The organism is Phaeobacter sp. G2, from assembly GCA_025163595.1.
Classification (GTDB): domain Bacteria; phylum Pseudomonadota; class Alphaproteobacteria; order Rhodobacterales; family Rhodobacteraceae; genus Pseudophaeobacter.
Window position 1 is genome coordinate 1454157 of sequence record CP104100.1, and the last position, 18908, is coordinate 1473064.

At 60.2% G+C, this 18908-nt stretch carries 14 protein-coding genes and 2 pseudogenes; 11 read left to right on the plus strand and 5 right to left on the minus strand.

Annotation, left to right across the window (positions count from 1 at the left end):
- Window positions 1-109 precede the first annotated feature (109 nt).
- Window positions 110-1906 (minus strand): trypsin-like peptidase domain-containing protein, encoded by a 1797-nt coding sequence (locus tag N1037_06975; protein ID UWS80752.1) that lies wholly within the window; start codon window positions 1904-1906, stop codon window positions 110-112.
- A 351-nt stretch (window positions 1907-2257) separates the two neighbouring features.
- Between N1037_06975 and N1037_06980 the strand changes: the two genes are divergently transcribed.
- The 8 genes and pseudogenes from N1037_06980 to folP all read left to right on the plus strand — a co-directional run bounded on the left by N1037_06980 (window position 2258) and on the right by folP (window position 12086).
- A complete protein-coding gene (locus N1037_06980; protein UWS81322.1) occupies window positions 2258-3193 on the plus strand; it encodes a glycine--tRNA ligase subunit alpha in 936 nt (311 codons plus the stop codon).
- 94 nt (window positions 3194-3287) lie between these two features.
- Window positions 3288-3827 carry a DUF6446 family protein gene (locus N1037_06985; GenBank protein ID UWS80753.1) on the plus strand — a complete coding sequence of 180 codons (540 nt, stop codon included), beginning with the start codon at window positions 3288-3290 and terminating at the stop codon, window positions 3825-3827.
- A 72-nt stretch (window positions 3828-3899) separates the two neighbouring features.
- Window positions 3900-4034, plus strand: a pseudogene (locus N1037_06990) (sodium/glutamate symporter).
- A 9-nt stretch (window positions 4035-4043) separates the two neighbouring features.
- Entirely contained in the window at window positions 4044-6269 is a 2226-nt protein-coding gene (gene glyS, locus N1037_06995; protein ID UWS80754.1) for a glycine--tRNA ligase subunit beta, read from the plus strand.
- Window positions 6270-6577: 308 nt separating this feature from the next.
- Window positions 6578-9149, plus strand: a pseudogene (locus N1037_07000) (pyruvate, phosphate dikinase).
- Between the two features lie 178 nt (window positions 9150-9327).
- Entirely contained in the window at window positions 9328-9975 is a 648-nt protein-coding gene (locus N1037_07005; protein ID UWS80755.1) for a cell wall hydrolase, read from the plus strand.
- Between the two features lie 198 nt (window positions 9976-10173).
- A complete protein-coding gene (locus N1037_07010; protein UWS80756.1) occupies window positions 10174-11094 on the plus strand; it encodes a dihydroneopterin aldolase in 921 nt (306 codons plus the stop codon).
- On the plus strand, window positions 11091-12086 hold the full coding sequence (gene folP / locus N1037_07015) for a dihydropteroate synthase (GenBank protein UWS80757.1): 996 nt from the start codon (window positions 11091-11093) through the stop codon (window positions 12084-12086). Before N1037_07010 ends, folP begins: the two co-directional genes overlap by 4 nt.
- Window positions 12087-12095: 9 nt before the next feature.
- Here folP and N1037_07020 read toward each other — a convergent pair whose 3' ends face one another.
- The 3 genes from N1037_07020 to ilvC all read right to left on the minus strand — a co-directional run bounded on the left by N1037_07020 (window position 12096) and on the right by ilvC (window position 15200).
- On the minus strand, window positions 12096-13007 hold the full coding sequence (locus N1037_07020; protein UWS80758.1) for a DMT family transporter: 912 nt from the start codon (window positions 13005-13007) through the stop codon (window positions 12096-12098).
- Between the two features lie 84 nt (window positions 13008-13091).
- A complete protein-coding gene (locus N1037_07025) occupies window positions 13092-14003 on the minus strand; it encodes a DMT family transporter (GenBank protein UWS80759.1) in 912 nt (303 codons plus the stop codon).
- Window positions 14004-14177: 174 nt separating this feature from the next.
- Window positions 14178-15200 carry a ketol-acid reductoisomerase gene (ilvC, locus tag N1037_07030; protein ID UWS80760.1) on the minus strand — a complete coding sequence of 341 codons (1023 nt, stop codon included), beginning with the start codon at window positions 15198-15200 and terminating at the stop codon, window positions 14178-14180.
- Window positions 15201-15331: 131 nt separating this feature from the next.
- Here ilvC and N1037_07035 point away from each other — a divergent pair, with 131 nt between their 5' ends.
- The 3 genes from N1037_07035 (at window position 15332) to N1037_07045 (ending at window position 17501) form a co-directional block, all read left to right on the plus strand.
- Window positions 15332-15787: an Lrp/AsnC family transcriptional regulator gene (locus tag N1037_07035; GenBank protein UWS80761.1), complete on the plus strand. Its 456-nt coding sequence runs from the start codon at window positions 15332-15334 to the stop codon at window positions 15785-15787.
- Entirely contained in the window at window positions 15784-16242 is a 459-nt protein-coding gene (locus tag N1037_07040; protein ID UWS80762.1) for an Lrp/AsnC family transcriptional regulator, read from the plus strand. The genes N1037_07035 and N1037_07040 overlap by 4 nt, the downstream gene beginning before the upstream one ends.
- A 134-nt stretch (window positions 16243-16376) precedes the next feature.
- Complete coding sequence (locus N1037_07045; protein UWS80763.1) at window positions 16377-17501, plus strand: aminotransferase class V-fold PLP-dependent enzyme; 1125 nt, start codon at window positions 16377-16379, stop codon at window positions 17499-17501.
- Window positions 17502-17620: 119 nt separating this feature from the next.
- Here the strand turns inward: N1037_07045 and N1037_07050 are convergent, their stop codons facing one another.
- Window positions 17621-18817 carry a UbiH/UbiF family hydroxylase gene (locus tag N1037_07050; GenBank protein UWS80764.1) on the minus strand — a complete coding sequence of 399 codons (1197 nt, stop codon included), beginning with the start codon at window positions 18815-18817 and terminating at the stop codon, window positions 17621-17623.
- Window positions 18818-18908 lie beyond the last annotated feature (91 nt).

Consider the following 18908-nt stretch of genomic DNA (forward strand, 5'->3'; position numbering starts at 1 on the left):
CAACAAAAAAGACGCTGGTGGGATGTCCACCAGCGTCTTTTCTTTGTGATCCCCAGAGCCAGCGCGGTGTGCCGTCTCTGGGGATGGTCTAATACCAGGCTAGGCGTGCTTATTCCCAGCAGCTGACCAGAACTGTCATTCCGGTGGCCCGGTTCACCAGGGCCTGGTTTGGCAGGGCAGCACCTGCGAGCTGGGTCTGAACCTCAAGACCTGCGGCCTCCATGGCGCCGCGAATGGTCTCGGCATTTGCCGCAAAGCTCACCCCGGCGGGCAGCTGACGGCCCTGCGCGGTTTGGGGCAGCAACATACCAAGCACCGCACCCGAGGCATCAACCACCGGGCCACCCGCGTCACCAGGCTGGGCGGCAAGCGCCAGCCGTGCAACACTGGTATCCCCTTCCAGGCTTTTGACGTCGGCCAGTTTTCCCCAGGTCAGGCTGGGGGCTCCCAGCACACCTTCGTAGGAAAAGCCGGAAACGGCGATTTCGGATTGCAGCCGTGGGCTTTGCGGGCTCAACTCAGCCACCGCGATCGGCGCCAGGGACTGGGTCGACCGCAGGATCGCCATGCCGGATTGGGTATCGGCGCTGACAACTTCAGCACGGTAGCCGTAATCCAGGGTGACCCGGGTGCAGCCCTGAACCACATCGGCGGTGGTCACAACCACACCATCGCTGCTGACAAAAAAGCCAGAGCGCGACATTTTGGGTTTGCGGATTTCCAGACCGGACAGCAGGTCAATGTCCTGCTGAATATCGCCGCCTGCGGAATCGTCCAGCACGCCTTCGCTGCGCTCAAAGCTCGCCTGCATGGCGGAGAGAACGCGGCTGCGGCGGGCCTCATCGCCAGCTGGCCAGATGAGGGTGAAGCCCTTGATCTCACCGTTTTTGAGGCTGGCCTGGGTAAAGGAGACAAGGCGGCTGTTGCGCCCTTCCAGGGTGAAACTGTCGTTTTCACGCTCGCGCGGGCCTTCCAGGGGCACAATTTCCAAAGTCTGCATGATGTCATACAGGCCATAAAGCGTGCTTTTGTCGCCGCGCTGGCTGATCAGCAGCACCCGGACACCCAGATCGCCGGAGCTGTCGTAATGGGCAAAGGGGGGCTCATATCGACTAAAGGTGACTTCATCTGCGGGGATTTCCAGCGAGATACCAGCCTGCGTGTCGATAATGCGGCGCATGCCAACCGAGATCAGCGGCGCGTTGTAGTCGTCCAGCAGAATCTGGCGCTGTGCCGTGGTCAGAACGCCGGTGATCTCAAACCCCTTGGCGGCTTGCCAATCGGACATGGAGCTGCGGGTGCCGCGGCCAAAGGCGCCATCAATGGCCGAGTTGTAGAACCCGGCGGCCTGGAGTGCGATTTGCAGTTCTTTGCGCTCATCTCGGCTCAACGTTCGCTCGCTGCGCCGGGCTTCGGCGGGGCTTTCGTCGGGCAGGGCTGGGGGGCTCGGTTCCGCGATCACCACGGGGTCTGCGGTCTGCGTCTGTGGTGCCGTTGTCGCCTCAGCAGTGGCACCCGTTGCTGGGGCCTGGGCTGGCTGGGTGGTCTGCGCAGTGTCTTCCCCCAATGGGTAGAACTGATTGCGCAGGTTGTTGGGCAGGGCGATAAAACTGTCGCGCGGGATCTGCCCTTCAGAGCGGTAGACCTGCAACACACGATTCGCGTCTTCGCGGGTGTAGGGGCCGATCAAGACACCATACCAGCCACCGACAAGCGAGAAGCCGGCAACATCAGGGATCTTGGCGGCAAAAACCTGTGCTTCTTGGTTGGCCGAGGCCAGGGTGGGGCGTGCCGCCACCTGGATCCAGACTGTGTCCTGTGGGTTTTGCTGCGCTTGCGCTGGTACAGCTAGAAGCATGGCAAGCGCATTGAGCGACAGGACCAATGCGGCAATCATTTTTCTCATTCTCAGGACCCTATCCCGGTAAACCAAATTATTGCCGCGCAGATAAGCATTTTGTGGCGGCAAAGGAAACGCCCCTTGCAGGGGGGAATTCCACACTTGATGCAGCAATCTGGTGATTATGGCCTTAATGCCACGACAAAATGTCATGTTGAGACGCCCTGTGGTTCCTTGGTCACTGATCTGCGCCGCATTGGCTGCTTCTAGCCGTTGACCCCGCCGGGGGGCTTGCATAGGAAGAAAGCCGCATTTGCTGCTTATACGAGGGATTTGGATATGACCCAGACCGCCACCCCGACCGCCACCCAGGCGACCGGTCAGACCGTGGGCCAGACTGTAGGCCAGACGGGCACGATGACAGCTGGCGCGACCAGATCCACTCCGCGCTCTTTCCAGGAGATCATCTTGCGGCTGCAAAGCTATTGGGCCGCCAAGGGCTGCGCCATCATGCAGCCCTATGACATGGAAGTGGGCGCCGGTACCTTTCACCCGGCGACAACCCTGCGCTCATTGGGCAGCAAGCCCTGGGCCGCAGCCTATGTGCAGCCCTCGCGCCGCCCCACCGATGGGCGCTACGGTGAAAATCCCAACCGGTTGCAGCACTACTACCAGTTTCAGGCCCTGATCAAACCCAGCCCGCCCAATCTGCAAGAGCTGTATCTGGGCAGTCTAGAGGCGATTGGCATTGATATGGATATGCACGATATCCGCTTTGTCGAGGATGACTGGGAAAGCCCGACGCTGGGCGCCTGGGGCCTGGGCTGGGAAGTCTGGTGCGATGGTATGGAAGTCAGCCAGTTCACTTATTTTCAGCAGGTTGGCGGCCACGACTGTCACCCGGTTTCCGGTGAGCTGACCTATGGTCTGGAACGTCTGGCGATGTATGTGCTGGGGGTTGACCATGTGATGGACATGCCCTTCAACGACCCGCAGGCGCCAATCCCGCTGACCTATGGGGATGTGTTCAAACAGACCGAAGAAGAATACGCCCGCTGGAACTTTGACGTGGCCAACACCGAAGTGCTGCTGCGCCACTTTGAAGAGGCCGAGGCCGAATGTGCCACCATTCTGGCGCAGGACCATGTGGATCCCAAGACCGGCAAGCGCATCATCATGGCGCATCCGGCCTATGATCAATGCATCAAGGCCAGCCATATCTTTAACCTGCTGGACGCGCGCGGTGTGATCTCGGTGACAGAGCGTCAGGCCTATATTGGCCGGGTGCGCACACTGGCAAAACAATGTGCTGACGCCTTTGTACAGACCAGCGCGGGCGGTTTTTCGGGCTAACCCAGGTTTGGGTGTCAATTGGGCCATGCCCCACCTGTGCACTGCTGGGCGGGGCATCGGTGTGAGGCTGGCGACAGAATAAGGGCGATTGCCAATGTTGGGTAAGTTTCTTGCGATTGTACTTGTGGTTTCCGGCCTCGCAGCTGGCGGGGCGATGTATTACCTGCAGGTCTATGGCTATTATGACGAGGTGACGCTGAAGCCGGGCCAGGATGTGGTGCTGCTTCCCTTGGGCAAGGACACCCCCTTGCCGATCGCCTATGGGGATTTTCAGGCGATTGATGCCAGCAGCTCCCCTATCCGCTATCGGGCCTGTTTCAGCACTTCGCTGAAGCCTGAAGCATTGGCGCAGTTGTTTCAGGTGTCAGAGCAAAAGGTCCCGCGCAATGCACCGGGCTGGTTTGACTGTTTTGATGCCGAAGCCCTGGGAGAGGCTTTGCAGGCAGGGACCGCCACCGCCTTTGTCTCGGTCAAGAATATCTCTTACGGGGTGGATCGCATCGTGGCTGTCACCGATCAGGGGCTGGGCTATGCCTGGCATGAGCTGAACGCCTGCGGTGAAAAGGCTTATGATGGCACCGTTGTTGGGGAAACCTGCCCGCCGCGCCCGCAGAATACTCCGCCTGCAGAATAACTGAATGGAGCGATCTGCCGCCTTGGCGCGTCAGCTGTGGGGGTTGGCAGATCGACCCAGGCGCTCTTTGGCGCCGTTGTGAATATGACTGAAGTGAGCAAAGCCTATGGACCCTCTCCTGTTGCTTTTGTAGTACTTCCCCTGCTGTCCGCGCCTTGTGTGGATATCGCCAATGCCATCGTCATCCAGGCGATTGTGAACTTCTGAGGACCCCAGATGCCCGACCTGCTGATTGAACTGTTTTCCGAAGAAATCCCGGCCCGCATGCAGGCGCGTGCGGCTGAGGATCTGAAAAAGCGCATGACCGATGGTCTGGTCGAGGCAGGTCTCACCTATGCAGGCGCCGCCGCGTTCTCGACGCCGCGCCGTCTGACCCTGGCACTGGAGGGCCTGCTGGCCGAAAGCCCGACCCTGCGCGAAGAGCGCAAGGGGCCAAAGGTTGGCGCGCCGGACAAGGCAATCGAAGGCTTTCTACGCGGCGCCGGGCTGACCCGCGATCAGCTGGAAGAGCGCGACACGCCAAAAGGCGCGGTCTATTTTGCTATGATTGAAAAGCCCGGTCGTCCAGCCGCTGAAATCATCGCCGAGGTGCTGGAAGCAACGGTGCGCAACTTCCCCTGGCCCAAGTCCATGCGCTGGGGCGCTGGATCTCTGCGCTGGGTGCGGCCGCTACATTCGATCCTCTGTCAGCTCAGCGATGAAAACGGATCCGAAGTGGTGCCGCTTGAGATCGACGGAATTGTCGCGGGCAATGTAACCCAGGGCCACCGCTTTATGGCGCCGGGAGAGATCACGGTAAATGGGTTTGAGGATTACGCGGCCAAGCTGAAGCGCGCCAATGTGGTGCTGGACCCGGCAGAGCGCAGCCAGGCGATCTGGCAGGAGGCTGGCAACCAGGCCTTTGCCCGTGGGCTGGAACTGGTCGAAGACAAGGGGCTTTTGACCGAGGTGGCTAGCCTGGTGGAATGGCCCGTGGTGCTGCTGGGTGATATCGACGCCGAATTCCTGGAGCTGCCGCCGGAGGTGCTGCAGACCAGCATGCGCGAGCACCAAAAGTTTTTCTCGGTGAAGAACCCAAAAACCGGTCGGATCGAGGGCTTTGTCACTGTTGCCAACCGTGAAACCGCAGACCATGGCGCGACCATTCTGGCGGGCAATCAAAAGGTTCTGAGCGCCCGTCTGGCCGATGCCAAGTTCTTTTGGGAAAACGATCTGCGGGTGGCCAAGTCGGAAACCGGCATGGAAGCCTGGACCGCGCAGCTCAGCAATGTGACCTTCCACAACAAGCTGGGGATGCAGTCGGAACGGATTGACCGGATCGCAGCCCTGGCGCGGGAAATCGCGCCGGTGGTGGGCGCCGATGCGGATCTGGCAGAACAGGCAGCCCGGGTGGCCAAGGCGGATTTGTCCTCTGAGATGGTCTATGAATTCCCCGAACTGCAGGGGCTGATGGGGCGCTACTACGCCCAGGCGGCTGGCCTGCCGCAGGAGGTCGCCAATGCTTGTGAGGCGCATTATTCGCCGCTGGGCCCCTCTGATGATGTGCCGTCCGAGCCGGTTTCGGTGGCTGTGGCGCTGGCCGACAAGATCGACACGCTGACCGGGTTCTGGGCGATTGATGAAAAACCCACCGGATCCAAAGACCCCTTTGCCCTGCGCCGCGCCGCACTGGGGGTGATCCGGCTGGTGCTGGAGAATGGTGCACGCATGCCTTTGGACCGGTTTTTTGACGGCCATCTGTTGCGGGTCGAAAGCGCGCTGGACAGCTCGTTGCCCGCGGCCGATATTGAATCGCTGCTGCAGGAAATTGCAGAACACGGTGTCTTTGGTGCATCCTTCAAGGTGGTCAAGGAGAGCCTTGGCGATCTGGCCGAAGAGCCCTTCTTGGATCTGGAAACAAAAGTGCCGGATCTATCGGATGATCTGTTGTCCTTTTTCCATGACCGCCTGAAGGTTTTTCTGCGGGAACAGGGCATTCGCCACGATGTCATTGACGCCTGCATTGCCATGGACGGTAATGACGATCTGACGCTGCTGGTGAAACGCGCCCGGGCTCTGGAAGATTTTATGAAGAGCGAAGACGGTACCAACCTGCTGCAGGGCTTCAAGCGGGCCAACAACATCCTGACCCAGGCTGAGGAAAAAGATGGGGTGGAATACTCCTATGGCGCCGATGTGAAATTTGCCGAGGACGAAAGTGAAAAGGCTCTTTTCACCGCGCTTGCTGCGAGCGAGGGAGCGATCTCCACGGCCATCGAGGCCGAGGATTTCGCGGCCGCCATGGGCGGCATGGCGGCCCTGCGGGCGCCGGTGGATGCGTTTTTCGAAGCGGTACAGGTGAATTCGGAGAAGGAAGTTGTCCGTCGCAACCGGTTGAACCTGCTGAGCCAAATCCGCAAGGTCTGCGGCCAGGTTGCGGACCTGTCTCTTATCGAAGCCTGAAGTCGGGCGCATTATCAGAGTTTCCAGAGTTTAGGGGGCTGCGTTTTGGCGCGGCCCCTGTTTTTGTGCAGAGGCGTGTTTTGGGCGGGGCTCGGCCTTCCCGAACGCCAGCGCCCCCCTTTTGGCCCTGAAGGGGCGTTCAGGCAGGGCCAGCTTTGACCCGATTGGCGCCCCAAACCGGCATTGTAGCGCGAGGTCTGCTCTGTGGCATGGAAGAGAGCCTGAGGTAAATTCAGCGGTGGCTTTGGGCTTGGCTCTTGCGAAGGTGGCTGGCGTGATTATGCTGCAGGCAAATAAAAGGTGCCGCAGTGCAGAAAAACCATGTCTGAGATCCCGCTTTCTACGTTGATCACCGCCACGGCCCCAATTGAGGCCGCAAATCATGGTGGGCGTGCCAAATGCCTCCAGCGCTTGGTGCGGCTGGATCTTCCGGTTCCCCGCACTGTGGCCCTGTCTTTTGCTGCGGTGCAGCAGGTGGCCACGGGCGAGTTGCCGGACATTCGTGCCATTCTGGCAGAGTTCTCGGAGGATGCGCTGCTCTGTGTGCGGCCCTCGTCTGAGGTGCCGGATTGGGGCGGGCCGAGTGCGATCCTGAATATCGGTATGAACGACGCCCGCTATCTGTCCCTGAGTGAGGTCTTGGGGCAGGCGGCTGCTGCCTCGCTGTATCTGCGGTTCGTGCAGTCCTATGCGGTGCATGTGGCGCGGCTGGATCCGGATGTTTTTGATGACGTCGAAGACGGCGGGCCGGATGCGCTGCGCGAAATCCTGCAGGCCTATGAGGCCGAGACGGACGAGGTTTTCCCACAGGATCCCGGCGAACAGCTGGCGGCGGTGCTGCGTTCAATGGCGCGGGCCTGGGAGGGCACCTCGGCGCGGCTGTTGCGGCAGGCCAAGGGGGCTCCGGCAGATGCCGGTCTGGGGCTGGTGGTGCAAGAGATGATTCCCGGTCTGGGCCAGGGGGAATGCGGATCAGGCGTGCTGCAGCTGGTGGATTCTGATACCGGGCTGCCGCAGCTGACGGGCCGCTATCTGAGCCAAAGCCAGGGGCGCGAGGCATTGGGAGCAGGCACTGAGGCGCTGTTCTTGGAAAAAGATGCGCGGGGGCCCTCGCTGGAGGAGCTGGCGCCAGAGGCTTTTGCGCGGATCAAGGCGGATGCCGCGCTGATGCGGGTGCGCCTGCGCGAAGAAATGCAGGTAGAATTTGTCATCCAGAACGGTGCATTGCATATCCTGGATGGGGTGCGGGTGCTGCGGTCTTCGCGCGCAGCGGTGCGGATCGCGGTGGCGCTGGCGCAGGATGGGATCATCCCCCCACATGAGGCGGTCATGCGGGTGGACGCCCATGTGCTGAGCGAGCTGTTGCACCGGCAGGTTGCCCCCAGCGCAGCCCGGGATGTGATCGGGGCCGGCATTGCTGCCAGCCCGGGTGCCGCAACGGGGCAGTTGGTGTTTACGGCGGCGGATGCGCAGTCCAGCGCTGCTCGTGGTGAGCCTTGCGTTTTGGTGCGCCGGGAGACCTCGCCGGATGATGTGCGCGGCATGCATGCGGCGGTGGCGGTTCTGACGGGCAGGGGCGGGATGACCAGCCATGCGGCGGTGATCGGGCGTGGGCTTGGCCTGCCCAGCATTGTGGGGGCGTCGAACATGACCTTTGATTCCCGCAAGAAACGACTGATTTCCGCCAGTGGTCAGGTCTTTCACGCTGGCGACATCGTGACCATTGATGGCAGCCGCGGAGAAGTCCTTGCGGGGGAACCTGAAATGCTGGAAGCGGCGGAGGACGATGCCTTTCAAGCCTTGCTGGCCTGGGCGGATGAGGCGCGCGATATCGACATTCGCGCCAATGCCGATACCCCGGCAGATGCGCAGACAGCGCGCAATTTCAACGCTCAGGGCATTGGCCTGTGCCGGACCGAGCACATGTTCTTTGATCCCGGGCGCCTGACGGTGATGCGGGAAATGATCTTTGCCGAAACCTCCAGTGGGCGGGCTGCGGTGCTGGCGCGGCTGTTGCCGATGCAGCGTGAGGATTTTCTGGAGCTGTTCCGCATCATGGAGGGGCTGCCGGTCTGCATTCGCCTGTTTGACCCACCGCTGCATGAATTTCTGCCGACCAGCAAAACGGGCCAGCGCGAACTGTCTGAGGCTTTGGATATTCCGGTGAGCGATGTCACCCGGCGGGTCGAGGAAATGGCGGAGTATAACCCAATGCTGGGTCTGCGCGGCGTACGTCTGGGCGTCACCGTGCCAGAGATCTATGACATGCAGGCGCGGGCCATTTTTGAAGCCACACTTTTGGCTTCAAAAGATGGGGCGCCGGTGGTGCCGGAGGTGATGATCCCGCTGGTTTCGACCAAGCGTGAAGTTGAACTGGTCAAGGCGCGCATTGATGCGGTTGCTGCTGCGGTTGCCGCAGAACAGGGCGAAAGCTTTGACTACCGTCTTGGGGTCATGGTGGAAACACCGCGGGCGGCGTTGCGCGCGGATGAGATCGCCCCGCATACCTCGTTCCTGAGTTTTGGGACCAACGATTTGACCCAGATGACCTACGGATTGTCGCGCGATGATGCGGGTCGGTTTATGTCCAATTATGTGCAGCAGGGGGTCTTTCCCGAGGATCCTTTCCACGTGCTGGATGTGGACGGCGTTGGCGAGCTGTTGAAGCTGGGTGTGCAGCGTGGACGCAGCACCAATCCCGAGGTCACCCTGTCGATTTGTGGTGAGCATGGGGGCAACCCCGAATCAATTGCTTTTTGCCGTGAAGCTGGCTTTGATTATGTGTCCTGTTCGCCTTTTCGGGTTCCGGTGGTGCGCTTGGCTGCGGCACAGCTGGCAATTGGCGAGAAAACCGGCGCAGTTTCTCCAACATACACATAAAATTAGGAAAAATTTGTTTTTTCCGACCCCGACATAGGCAGGCCTGTGATCGGGGTTTTGGGCGTCTCAGGGGGGCGGGAGCCCCGGAACTGGACGTTTTGGCCGAATGTGGTTAAAGGAGGCGATCGCATTGGACTGGGGAGGCTGTGCGGAAGTGGAAAATTTGAGGACCCCTGACATGAAATTCCTGACCTTGGCTGCCCTGGCGGTAGCAACAGCAATGACGGGACAAATGGCCAAGGCCGAGACCGGCTTGAGCGCTCTGTTCAAGCGTGAGCAATCGACCCTCAATTCGGTTCCAGGCTCCCGTCTGTCGAGCTTTCTTGGTTTCAAAATTCGCCCCAAGACAACGGCCCCAGAAGATATCACCTTTACCAAGGCCTGGCTGGCTGAACAGCCCGTGGCCACAGGGGGAGAAAACTTCGCCTGCCTGGCCGAAGCCCTCTACTTTGAGGCGCGCGGTGAGACCGTCAAAGGCCAGTTTGCAGTGGCTGAAGTGATCATGAACCGGGTGAAAAGCGCCCAGTTCCCCAACTCGCTGTGTGGGGTGATCAACCAGGGGACCGGCCGACGCTATCAGTGCCAGTTTACCTATACCTGTGATGGCCGCGAAGAGGTGATCCGGGAGAAAACGGCCTATGTGCGGGGGGCCAAGATTGCACGTATGGTGATTGACGGTGCTGCGCCTGACCTTACCCAGGGGGCGACGTATTATCATACCAATGCCGTCAGCCCGCGTTGGAGCCGTAGCTTTACCAAGACCACGCGTATCGGCGTACATTTGTTTTACCGCGATGACCGCTACCGCACCGCCTCTAATGACTGAGGACACGCCCGTCGGTATGCTGTGCTGGGGTCCAGCTGCCGCCGAGGCTGGCAGTTTTTGACAGTGCGGAGCCATGCTGCGCCGCATTCAGGGCCTAGTCGGACGTAAGCGGGCCTGTTAAGGCACGGATCAACGCTTAGACTAAGCCCTATGCGTTGAATGACGTTCTACCTCTTGCCAGCCAAAGGCCCGTTTGCCATGTCTTCAGAAGTTCGCCTCGCCTTTGAACACCCCTCCGAACGCGCCGCTGCGACTGCCAGGCCGGGGCCTCTGGACCGAATTTCCCTACGCGACCATATGGTCGAGGTTGAGATCGGCGCTTTTCAGGCCGAAAGGGGCAATACCCAGCGGATCAGTTTCAATGTCGTGGTTGAGGTAACGCCTCTGCCTGCGGATCTGGACGACGATGTGGATCGGATCCTGTCCTATGACAAAGTGACCGAAGCCATTGCCTATGAACTGGCTGCAGAGCGGCTCAACCTTTTGGAAACATTGGCGGAACGGGTTGCAGAACGGATCCTGCATGAACCGCAGGCGGTGCGGGTTTTTGTGCGTATCGAAAAACTGGACCGTGGCCCTGGCGCTCTGGGGGTGGAAATTGCCCGCTCCAAAGATCAGGTGAACCACAGCGTCGAGGAGGACGAGCCGCCGCATCCTCGGCTGATGTATCTGTCTAACGCGGCGATCGAGAGCGCAAATTTCAAGACCTGGATCGACCAGATGGAAAGCCGGCAGCGACCGCTGATTCTCTGCGTCGGGGCACATCCGCTGGAAGTGCCCAAAACCGGCCATAAAATGACTCAGCGTCGAATTGATTTACTTTCTATCGAACAAAATGCCTGGCGCCTGGCGGCCAAAGACGACCGCTGCGTGGTGGTTGCCACCCGGACCGAGCTCGATTGGGCCATGAAAAATGGCCAGATCTGCGTCTGGGCGCCGTCAAAGATCGTTTTGGACGCTGTGGATGGTCCGTCAGAAGCGCCTTCTGAAGCGGTTGCATTGGCAGCCTGGTTTGCGGCAACCTTTGAAGCGGGCGAAATGATTGTTATTGGCGCTGAGTCTCCTGAGAGCCCGCAGGTGCCGCTGCGCGTCGTCAATGTGGAGCAAACCCAGTTGTGATGTATTACCGGCCACTGGTGCGGCATGGAGAGACACGACCCGAAGGCGCGCTGCCGCTTGCAGGCGGGTCGCTTTGGTTTTCAGAAGTAGAATTGTTGAGCCGGGAGGCGCCGCCACGGATTGTACCGGTTGGTTTGGTCCCGGCTGAGGTGCGCCACCGGTTGACGTTTCGGCGCGCGGCCATTGCGGGCCTAGATATGACCCGCCCTAAAATCATGGGTATCCTGAATGCGACCCCCGACAGTTTTTCCGATGGGGGGCGTCACATTGGCGTTGCAGCTGGTGTGGAGGCGGCGCAGCGTATGGTGGCAGAGGGTGCTGATATGCTTGATATTGGGGGGGAATCCACCCGCCCGGGGGCGGCTTTTGTGCCCGAAGATGAAGAAATTGCCCGCACCATCCCAGTGATTGCCGCTATTCGCGCCACATCTGATGTGCCGATCTCGATTGATACCCGCAAGGCAGCTGTGGCCATGGACGCCCTGGAGGCGGGGGCGCAGCTGGTCAATGATGTTTCGGGATTTACCTATGATGCGGCCCTGGCGCCGCTTGCGGCCCAGGCAGGCGCCCCGGTTTGCGTGATGCACTCGCAGGGGGATCCTGAAACCATGCAGAAAGATCCTCGCTATGATCACGTGCTGCTGGACGTCTATGACTACCTGGAAAAACAGGTGGACCGGCTCGAGGCGACGGGAATTCTGCGCGATCAGATCGTGGTGGATCCCGGCATTGGCTTTGGCAAAACACAGGCGCATAATCTGTCCCTTATCAAAGGGTTGAGCCTGTTTCACGGGCTGGGTTGTCCAGTCTTGCTTGGGGTGTCCCGCAAGCGGTTCATTGGCGATATCGGGCAGGAGCCGCAGGCGGACAAACGGGCGCCCGGTTCGATTGCTGTTGCCTTGGCTGGTGTGGCCAAAGGCGTGCAGATGCTGCGTGTGCATGATGTGGCGGAAACCGCACAGGCCCTGCGGCTGTGGCAGGCAACACGCTAGACCATAGCCCTAGCTATGCTGGGACCGGGTGAACAGTCGGGTCAGTGCCCCCCATTGGCTGATGCACAGGCCGGTCAGGATCAGCGCCATGGCCAGCATCATCGAAGCGGGCAGCGCTTCATTCAGGAACACTGCACCCAGCAGCACCGCCCAGATGGGCACCTGATAGTTGGTGAGGGTCATGAAGGTTGGCCCGGCTTCGCGCACTACGATCACCCGCAACAGATTGGCCGCTGCGGTGGGGATCAACCCGAGCAGGGCAATAAGTGCAAGCGTCTGATGGTCGGGCAGCGGCGGCGCGCCTTCGATGCTCCAGGCCACGGGCAGGATGATCACACTGCCAATAAGCAAAAGAACAGCAGCCAGCCCCACCGGATCCACCGGCGGCAGGCGGCGGGTCAGGATCGAGCTGACAGCATAGCAGCCAGCGGCTGATACGCAGGCAAGACGTCCCCAGAGTTCCAGCTCTGAATGACTGCTGGCAAAGGCCTTGCCGCCGATCAAAATCGCCACGCCGACAAAGCCAATGACAAAACCAACCAGGCGGCGCAGCACCATTTGCTCTCCCGGAATAAAGAGATGCGCCAGGGGCAGGACGAGCAGCGGAATTGCCGCCATGCTCAGCCCGGTAAACCCGGCCGAGACATGTTGTTGCCCCCAGTTGATCAGCATGAAGGGCAGGGCCGTGCTGAAGGCGCCGATAATCAGCACCGCCGACCAGTTGCGCGCCCCCTTGAACAGGGCAAAGCCACGCCAGGCCCAAACAGCGCCCAGCAAAGCAGCGGCAAATCCGATCCGTCCGGCAGCAAGCCAAAAGGGGGTAATCCCGTCCAGCGCAAGCTTGATCAGTGGAAACGTCCCACCCCAGACAAATCCAAGCGTGGCAATCATCAGCCAGTATTTTCCCATTCGATCTGGCATAGATTCTCCGCTTCTGTCAGGCCTGTACAAGACGGTTTTGCACCCGGCAGGTCAATTGCAATTTCGGCCCTCTGTTGGGCGGCATCAGGGGCGTTGGCGATGCACCGGTGCCCGGCTGAGCAACAAGCCCCCCAGGATCAACCCCAGGGCGGCAAAGAGTTGCGGCGGGAGGGTCTCGTTGAGCAGCAACGCGCCAAAAAACACTGACCAAACAGGAACTTGATAGTTCACCGTCGACAGAAAGCTGGGGCCGGCGCTGCGCGCCACCTGGACCAGCAGCACCTGTGCAAATGCAGTGGGAACCAGCCCAAGATAAAGCACAGCCAACAGGGAGCGCCCTTCTGGCAGGCTGGGCAGGCCCTCTTGCCACAGCGCGGTTGGAACGATCATCACCGCCCCGCAGCTCAGCGCTGCCGCAGAGAGCGAGAGCATATTCACACCGGGGCACAGCCGGGTGATGATCGAGCCAATCGCGTAGCACAGCGCCGCCCCCAGACAGGCCAGCCGGGCCAGAGATTCAAAATCACTGCCCGCAGAGGCAAAGGCCTTGAACCCGATCAGTGTCAGCACGCCGCCAAACCCGATGGCGAAGCCGAGGGCGCGGCGCAGGGTCATGCGCTCTCCGGGCACCAGGAAATGCGCCAGTGGCAGCACAAACAGCGGCACCACCGCCATGCAGACCCCGGCAAAGCCACTGGCCACGTAGGTTTGCCCCCAGCTGAGCAGGGAAAAGGGCAGCGCATTGCTGAAGAAACCCATCCCCAGCGCACAAAGCCAGACAGTGCGTCCGTGGCGGGTGTTGAGCGAGGGCAGCTCAATCCGCATTATGGCGGTGATGAGCAACAGGGCGAGCGCACCGACCGTGATCCGTGTTGCGGCAATTGTCATCGGCGCGAATCCGTCCAGCGCGATGGAGACCGCCATAAAGGAGGACCCCCAGATCAGGCCGAGGATAAGTAGTTTGATCCAGTTGATGGCGCCAATGGTGTTGCTCATCTGAAATTTCCTGTTGCGCTGGGGAGGGGGCGCCATCCGGGATCAGGCGGCGCCAAAAAGTTCGGGTCGGGGTACATAGGTTCTGAAAGGTCAGAAATACACCGAAAAATAAGGGCGCCCCAATTGCTTGGAGCGCCCCGTCGTGTTCAGGCTGCGGTCTATGCCGCGGGCGCCTTAGTTCTTTGCTTTGTCGACCATTTTGCCAGCAGAGATCCACGGCATCATGTCGCGCAGTTTCTGACCAACAACTTCGATCTGGTGCTCGTCGTTGGCACGACGCGAGGCTTTGATGGTGGGCTGGCCAACGGCGTTTTCCAGCATGAAGTCACGCACAAATTTGCCGGACTGAATGTCCTGCAGCGATTCTTTCATCGCCTTTTTGGTCTGCTCGTAGGGCAGGATGCGGGGGCCGGTGACATACTGGCCGTATTCGGCAGTGTTGGAGATCGAATAGTCCATGTTGGCGATGCCGCCTTCATAGATCAGGTCAACGATCAGCTTGGTTTCGTGCAGGCACTCAAAATAGGCCATCTCTGGCGCGTAGCCAGCTTCAACCAGAGTTTCAAAGCCACAGCGGATCAGCTCAACGATACCGCCACACAGAACTGCCTGTTCGCCGAACAGGTCGGTTTCGCATTCTTCGCGGAAGTTGGTTTCGATGATACCGGAGCGACCGCCACCGATGGCGGAGCAATAGGACAGGCCGATTTCCAGCGCTTTGCCGGTGGCGTCGGTGTTTACAGCCACCAGGCAAGGCACGCCGCCGCCTTTGGTGTATTCGCCGCGCACGGTGTGACCTGGGCCTTTGGGCGCCATCATGATCACGTCGATGCCTTCTTTTGGCTCGATCAGGCCAAAGTGCACGTTCAGGCCGTGGGCGAATGCAATGGCGGCACCTGGCTTGATGTTGTCGTGGACGTATTTTTTGTAGGTTTCGGCCTGCAGCTCGTCGGGCATGGTGAACATGATCACGTCACACCAGGCTGCGGCTTCCGCGATACCCATAACTTTCAGGCCTTCGCCTTCGGCTTTCTTGGCAGAGGCAGAGCCTTCACGCAGGGCAACAACCAGGTTTTTGGCGCCAGAGTCGCGCAGGTTCAGCGCGTGGGCATGGCCCTGGCTGCCGTAGCCCAGGATGGCCACTTTTTTGTCTTTGATCAGGTTAACGTCGCAATCGCGGTCGTAGTATACGCGCATATCAGAGTTCCTCTTGGTTGTCGTTTGCAGGCATCATAAGGCGCGGGCTGGGATATGCAGTGCTGCCTTTGGCAAATATTCTGGAAATTTTGCAGTAGTCATTCGTCATTTTGATAAGTATTGGTGTAATCATGCTTGATGACCTGGATCGGCGCATATTGCGCCATATGCAAAGCGACCCGGAACAATCGATTCCGGACCTTGCCGAACGCCTGGGGCTAACCCCGTCACGCCTGTCGCGGCGGCTGGAAAAGCTCCGCGAGGGGGGCATTCTGCTGGGCAGCCGGGCGATGATCGACTGGCGCGCCCTTGGCTACACGGTGGAGGTCTCGCTGCGGGTCACCCTGGACAAGACCAATCCGCGTGCCTTTGACGAATTTATTGCCCAGGCGCGTGACATCCCCGAGGTGCTGGAGATCCAGACTTTTCTGGGCCAGGTTGATGTGCGCCTGTCGGTGATTGCGCGCGACATGGGGCACTACCAGCAAATCTATCGCAGCGCCATTCTGACCCTGCCACATATCGCAGATATCGAAGCCTTGATGCATGTGGCCCGGATCAAAAGCAACGAAAGCCTGCCATTATGACAGATCTGGATGAGATTGATTTTGGCCTGTTAAAGGCCTTGTCGCGTGATGCAAATCAATCCGCCGGGGCATTGGGGCGCGCGCTTGGGCTCAGCCAACCGGCCACCTGGCGGCGGATCAAACGGTTGCAGGAGCTGGGCATCCTGTTAGGGCGTCGGCTGGATCTTGACCGCGAGAAACTGGGCTTTGGCGTCACGGTGTTTCTGGGGGTCAAACTGGGCACCAAAGGCCGCGTCAGCCTGGAAGATTTTGAACGCGCCGTCTGTGCCATCCCCGAAGTCCAGACCGTGGAGCATGTGCTGGGGCTGTATGACTACCGGTTGCGGGTCACCGCCCGGGATATTGCCGATTTTGAACGGGTGCTGCGTCGCCGGGTCATGCTTTTGCCCGGGGTCGGCTCTGTGGATGCCAATGTTCTGCTGAGCGAAGAACGACGCCCCGGCCCATTGGGCTAGGTCGTGTTGTCTCGGGAATTTGAAACAGCTTTTGCGCAGGGGCGGGTTTTCGCCCGACAGCGAATTTAGTATGTCCGCAGGTAACGGTCCGGCGCATAGCGTGCGGGGCAGCGGCAAACAGATCGGAGACAGCAATGGCACTTTTGGAAACCGTGGACCCGCAGGGGTTGGATGAATTCTCGGTGGTCTTCACCGATCGCTCGCTCAACCATATGTCAAAGAATTTTCAGCAGGTGATGCTGGACATCAATGCCCTGCTGAAAGAGGTCTATCAGGCAGATGCGGTAGCCCTGGTGCCCGGTGGCGGCACCTATGCGATGGAAGCGGTGGCGCGTCAGTTCGCGCGGGGGCAAGAGGTTCTGGTGGTGCGCAATGGCTGGTTTTCCTATCGCTGGAGCCAGATCATTGAAACTGGCGGGCTGACAGCTGCGACCACGGTGATGAAGGCGCGACAAAGCGGAAATGAGGCCCAGTCGCCCTTTGCCCCCGCTCCAATCGAGGAGGTCACCGCTGCCATTCACGCGCAAAAGCCGGGTATCGTCTTTGCCCCACATGTGGAAACTGCTGCTGGGGTGATCCTGCCTGACAGCTATATCGCCGCGATGGCCGAGGCCGCCCACGCGGTCGGCGCGCTGATGGTGCTGGATTGTATTGCCTCTGGCTGTGCCTGGGTTGATATGCGAGCCAATGGCGTCGATGTGCTGATTTCGGCGCCACAAAAGGGCTGGAGCGCCTCTCCCTCGGCCGGTTTGGTGATGTTGTCACAAAACGCCCTGGCGCGGCTGGAGGAAACCACATCCGACAGCTTTGCCCTGAACCTGAAACAATGGCGTGCCATCATGCAGGCCTATGAAGATGGCGGCCACGCCTATCATGCCACCATGCCCACGGATGCGCTGCAAGCCTTTCGCGATACCATGTTGGAAACCAAAGACTACGGGTTTGAAAAACTGCGTCAGGCCCAGTGGCAGCTTGGCAATGAGGTGCGCGCAATGTTGGCCGCAAAGGGGGTCACTTCGGTGGCCGCCGAGGGCTTTGGCGCTCCGGGGGTCGTGGTCAGCTACACCTCAGATCCTGAAGTGCAAAACGGCAAAAAATTCGCCGCCCTAGGCATGCAGATCGCCGCAGGCGTACCGCTGCAATGTGATGAACCCACCGAGTTTTGCACCTTCCGCCTGGGACTGTTTGGCCTCGACAAGCTCTACGATGTCGAGGCGACGCTTGGCCGTCTGCAAAAGGCGGTAGATCAGGTGCTCTGACCCGGGCTACTTTCTGTGAGGGGCGGGCTGGCCAGTGGCTTTCGCGGGCCGCCCCTTTCATCTTGCCTTAAATACCTTCGCCGAAGGCACCGGTTTTCCCCATTTGGGAAAACCGGGTTCTATTTTACCCCCAGTCCCATCTGCATCAGGGTTTTGCGTACGGGCGCCAGGGAATAGAGCGCGTTGAGGCCAAAGGCGCGCAAATCCCGCAGGGGGCGCGCCTCGATCATCGAACTGCGGTTGAGCAGGTCGATGCCTTTCACCCGCAGCATGATCTCATTGTGACGTGCCTTGTGATAGGCGCTCAGCATCTGTGCGTCCCCCAGACCCTCAGGGCGGGTCTCCGCCAGCTCCAGCAGCACCCGCAGATCGCCCAGTGACATATTCAGACCCTGGGCACCAATTGGCGGCACCACATGGGCGGCTTCGGCCATCAGCGCCAGGCGTTGGCCATCCATACGCGCGGCGGATTGGCTGATGATTGGCCAGATACTGCGACGTGAGGCCAGGGTCAGGTCGCCAAACAGCCCACAGCTGCGCCTTGTCATTTCCGCTTCAAACACCTGCGGCGCCTGCGCCAGCAGCTCTTCGGCGCGCGGGCCGCGCTCCATCCAGACCACCGCAGAGGAGGGTTTGCCCTGATAATCCGGCAGCGGCACCAGGGTGAAAGGGCCGCCAGAACGGTGGATCTCGGTGGAGACATTGTCGTGCGGCACTGGGTGGGTAACGGCAAAGGCCAATGCTTTTTGCCCATAACGGGTGGTTTTTACCGGAATACCTGCGGCGGCGCGCATTGGCGAGGAGCGCCCATCACAGGCGACAACCAGCTTGGCGCGGATTTGATCGCCATCGCTCAGGGTGACCCGAGCCTCATGGTTGCGGGTGAACAGCGATTTTGTGCCAGTGCCGGCGCGAAACTCCACATTTGGAAGCGCCGCAATCCGGGCCAGTATTTCGCGTCGCAGCAACCAGTTGGGCAGGTTCCAGCCAAAGGGCATTTGCGAAATATCAGCGGCGTTGAAATCCTTGATCACCCGGGGTTCCGGTTCGGCGCCGCCCGCATCAACGATACGCATGATCTGCAAGGGGGCCGCATGATCCGCCAGTTGCTCCCAGATGCCAAACCGCTGCAACAGCGCCTGCGCCGGTTGCAAAAAGGCAGTGGTGCGCAGATCAGACCCCGCAGCATCGCGTGTGGTCACCGGCGGGGTCGGGTCTACACAGATCACCTTGAACCCGGCGGCCCCAAATGCTGCCGCTGCCGTCAGTCCGGCTACACCGCCACCGGAAACCAGAATGTCACATGTTTCAGCCATTGCCCTGCCTTTCGTCTCTCTTCCTCAGATAGGACCGAGGCCAGGGCAATGACAAGCGGCATGTGGTCCCAGTGGCCACCTTGGGCCGAGT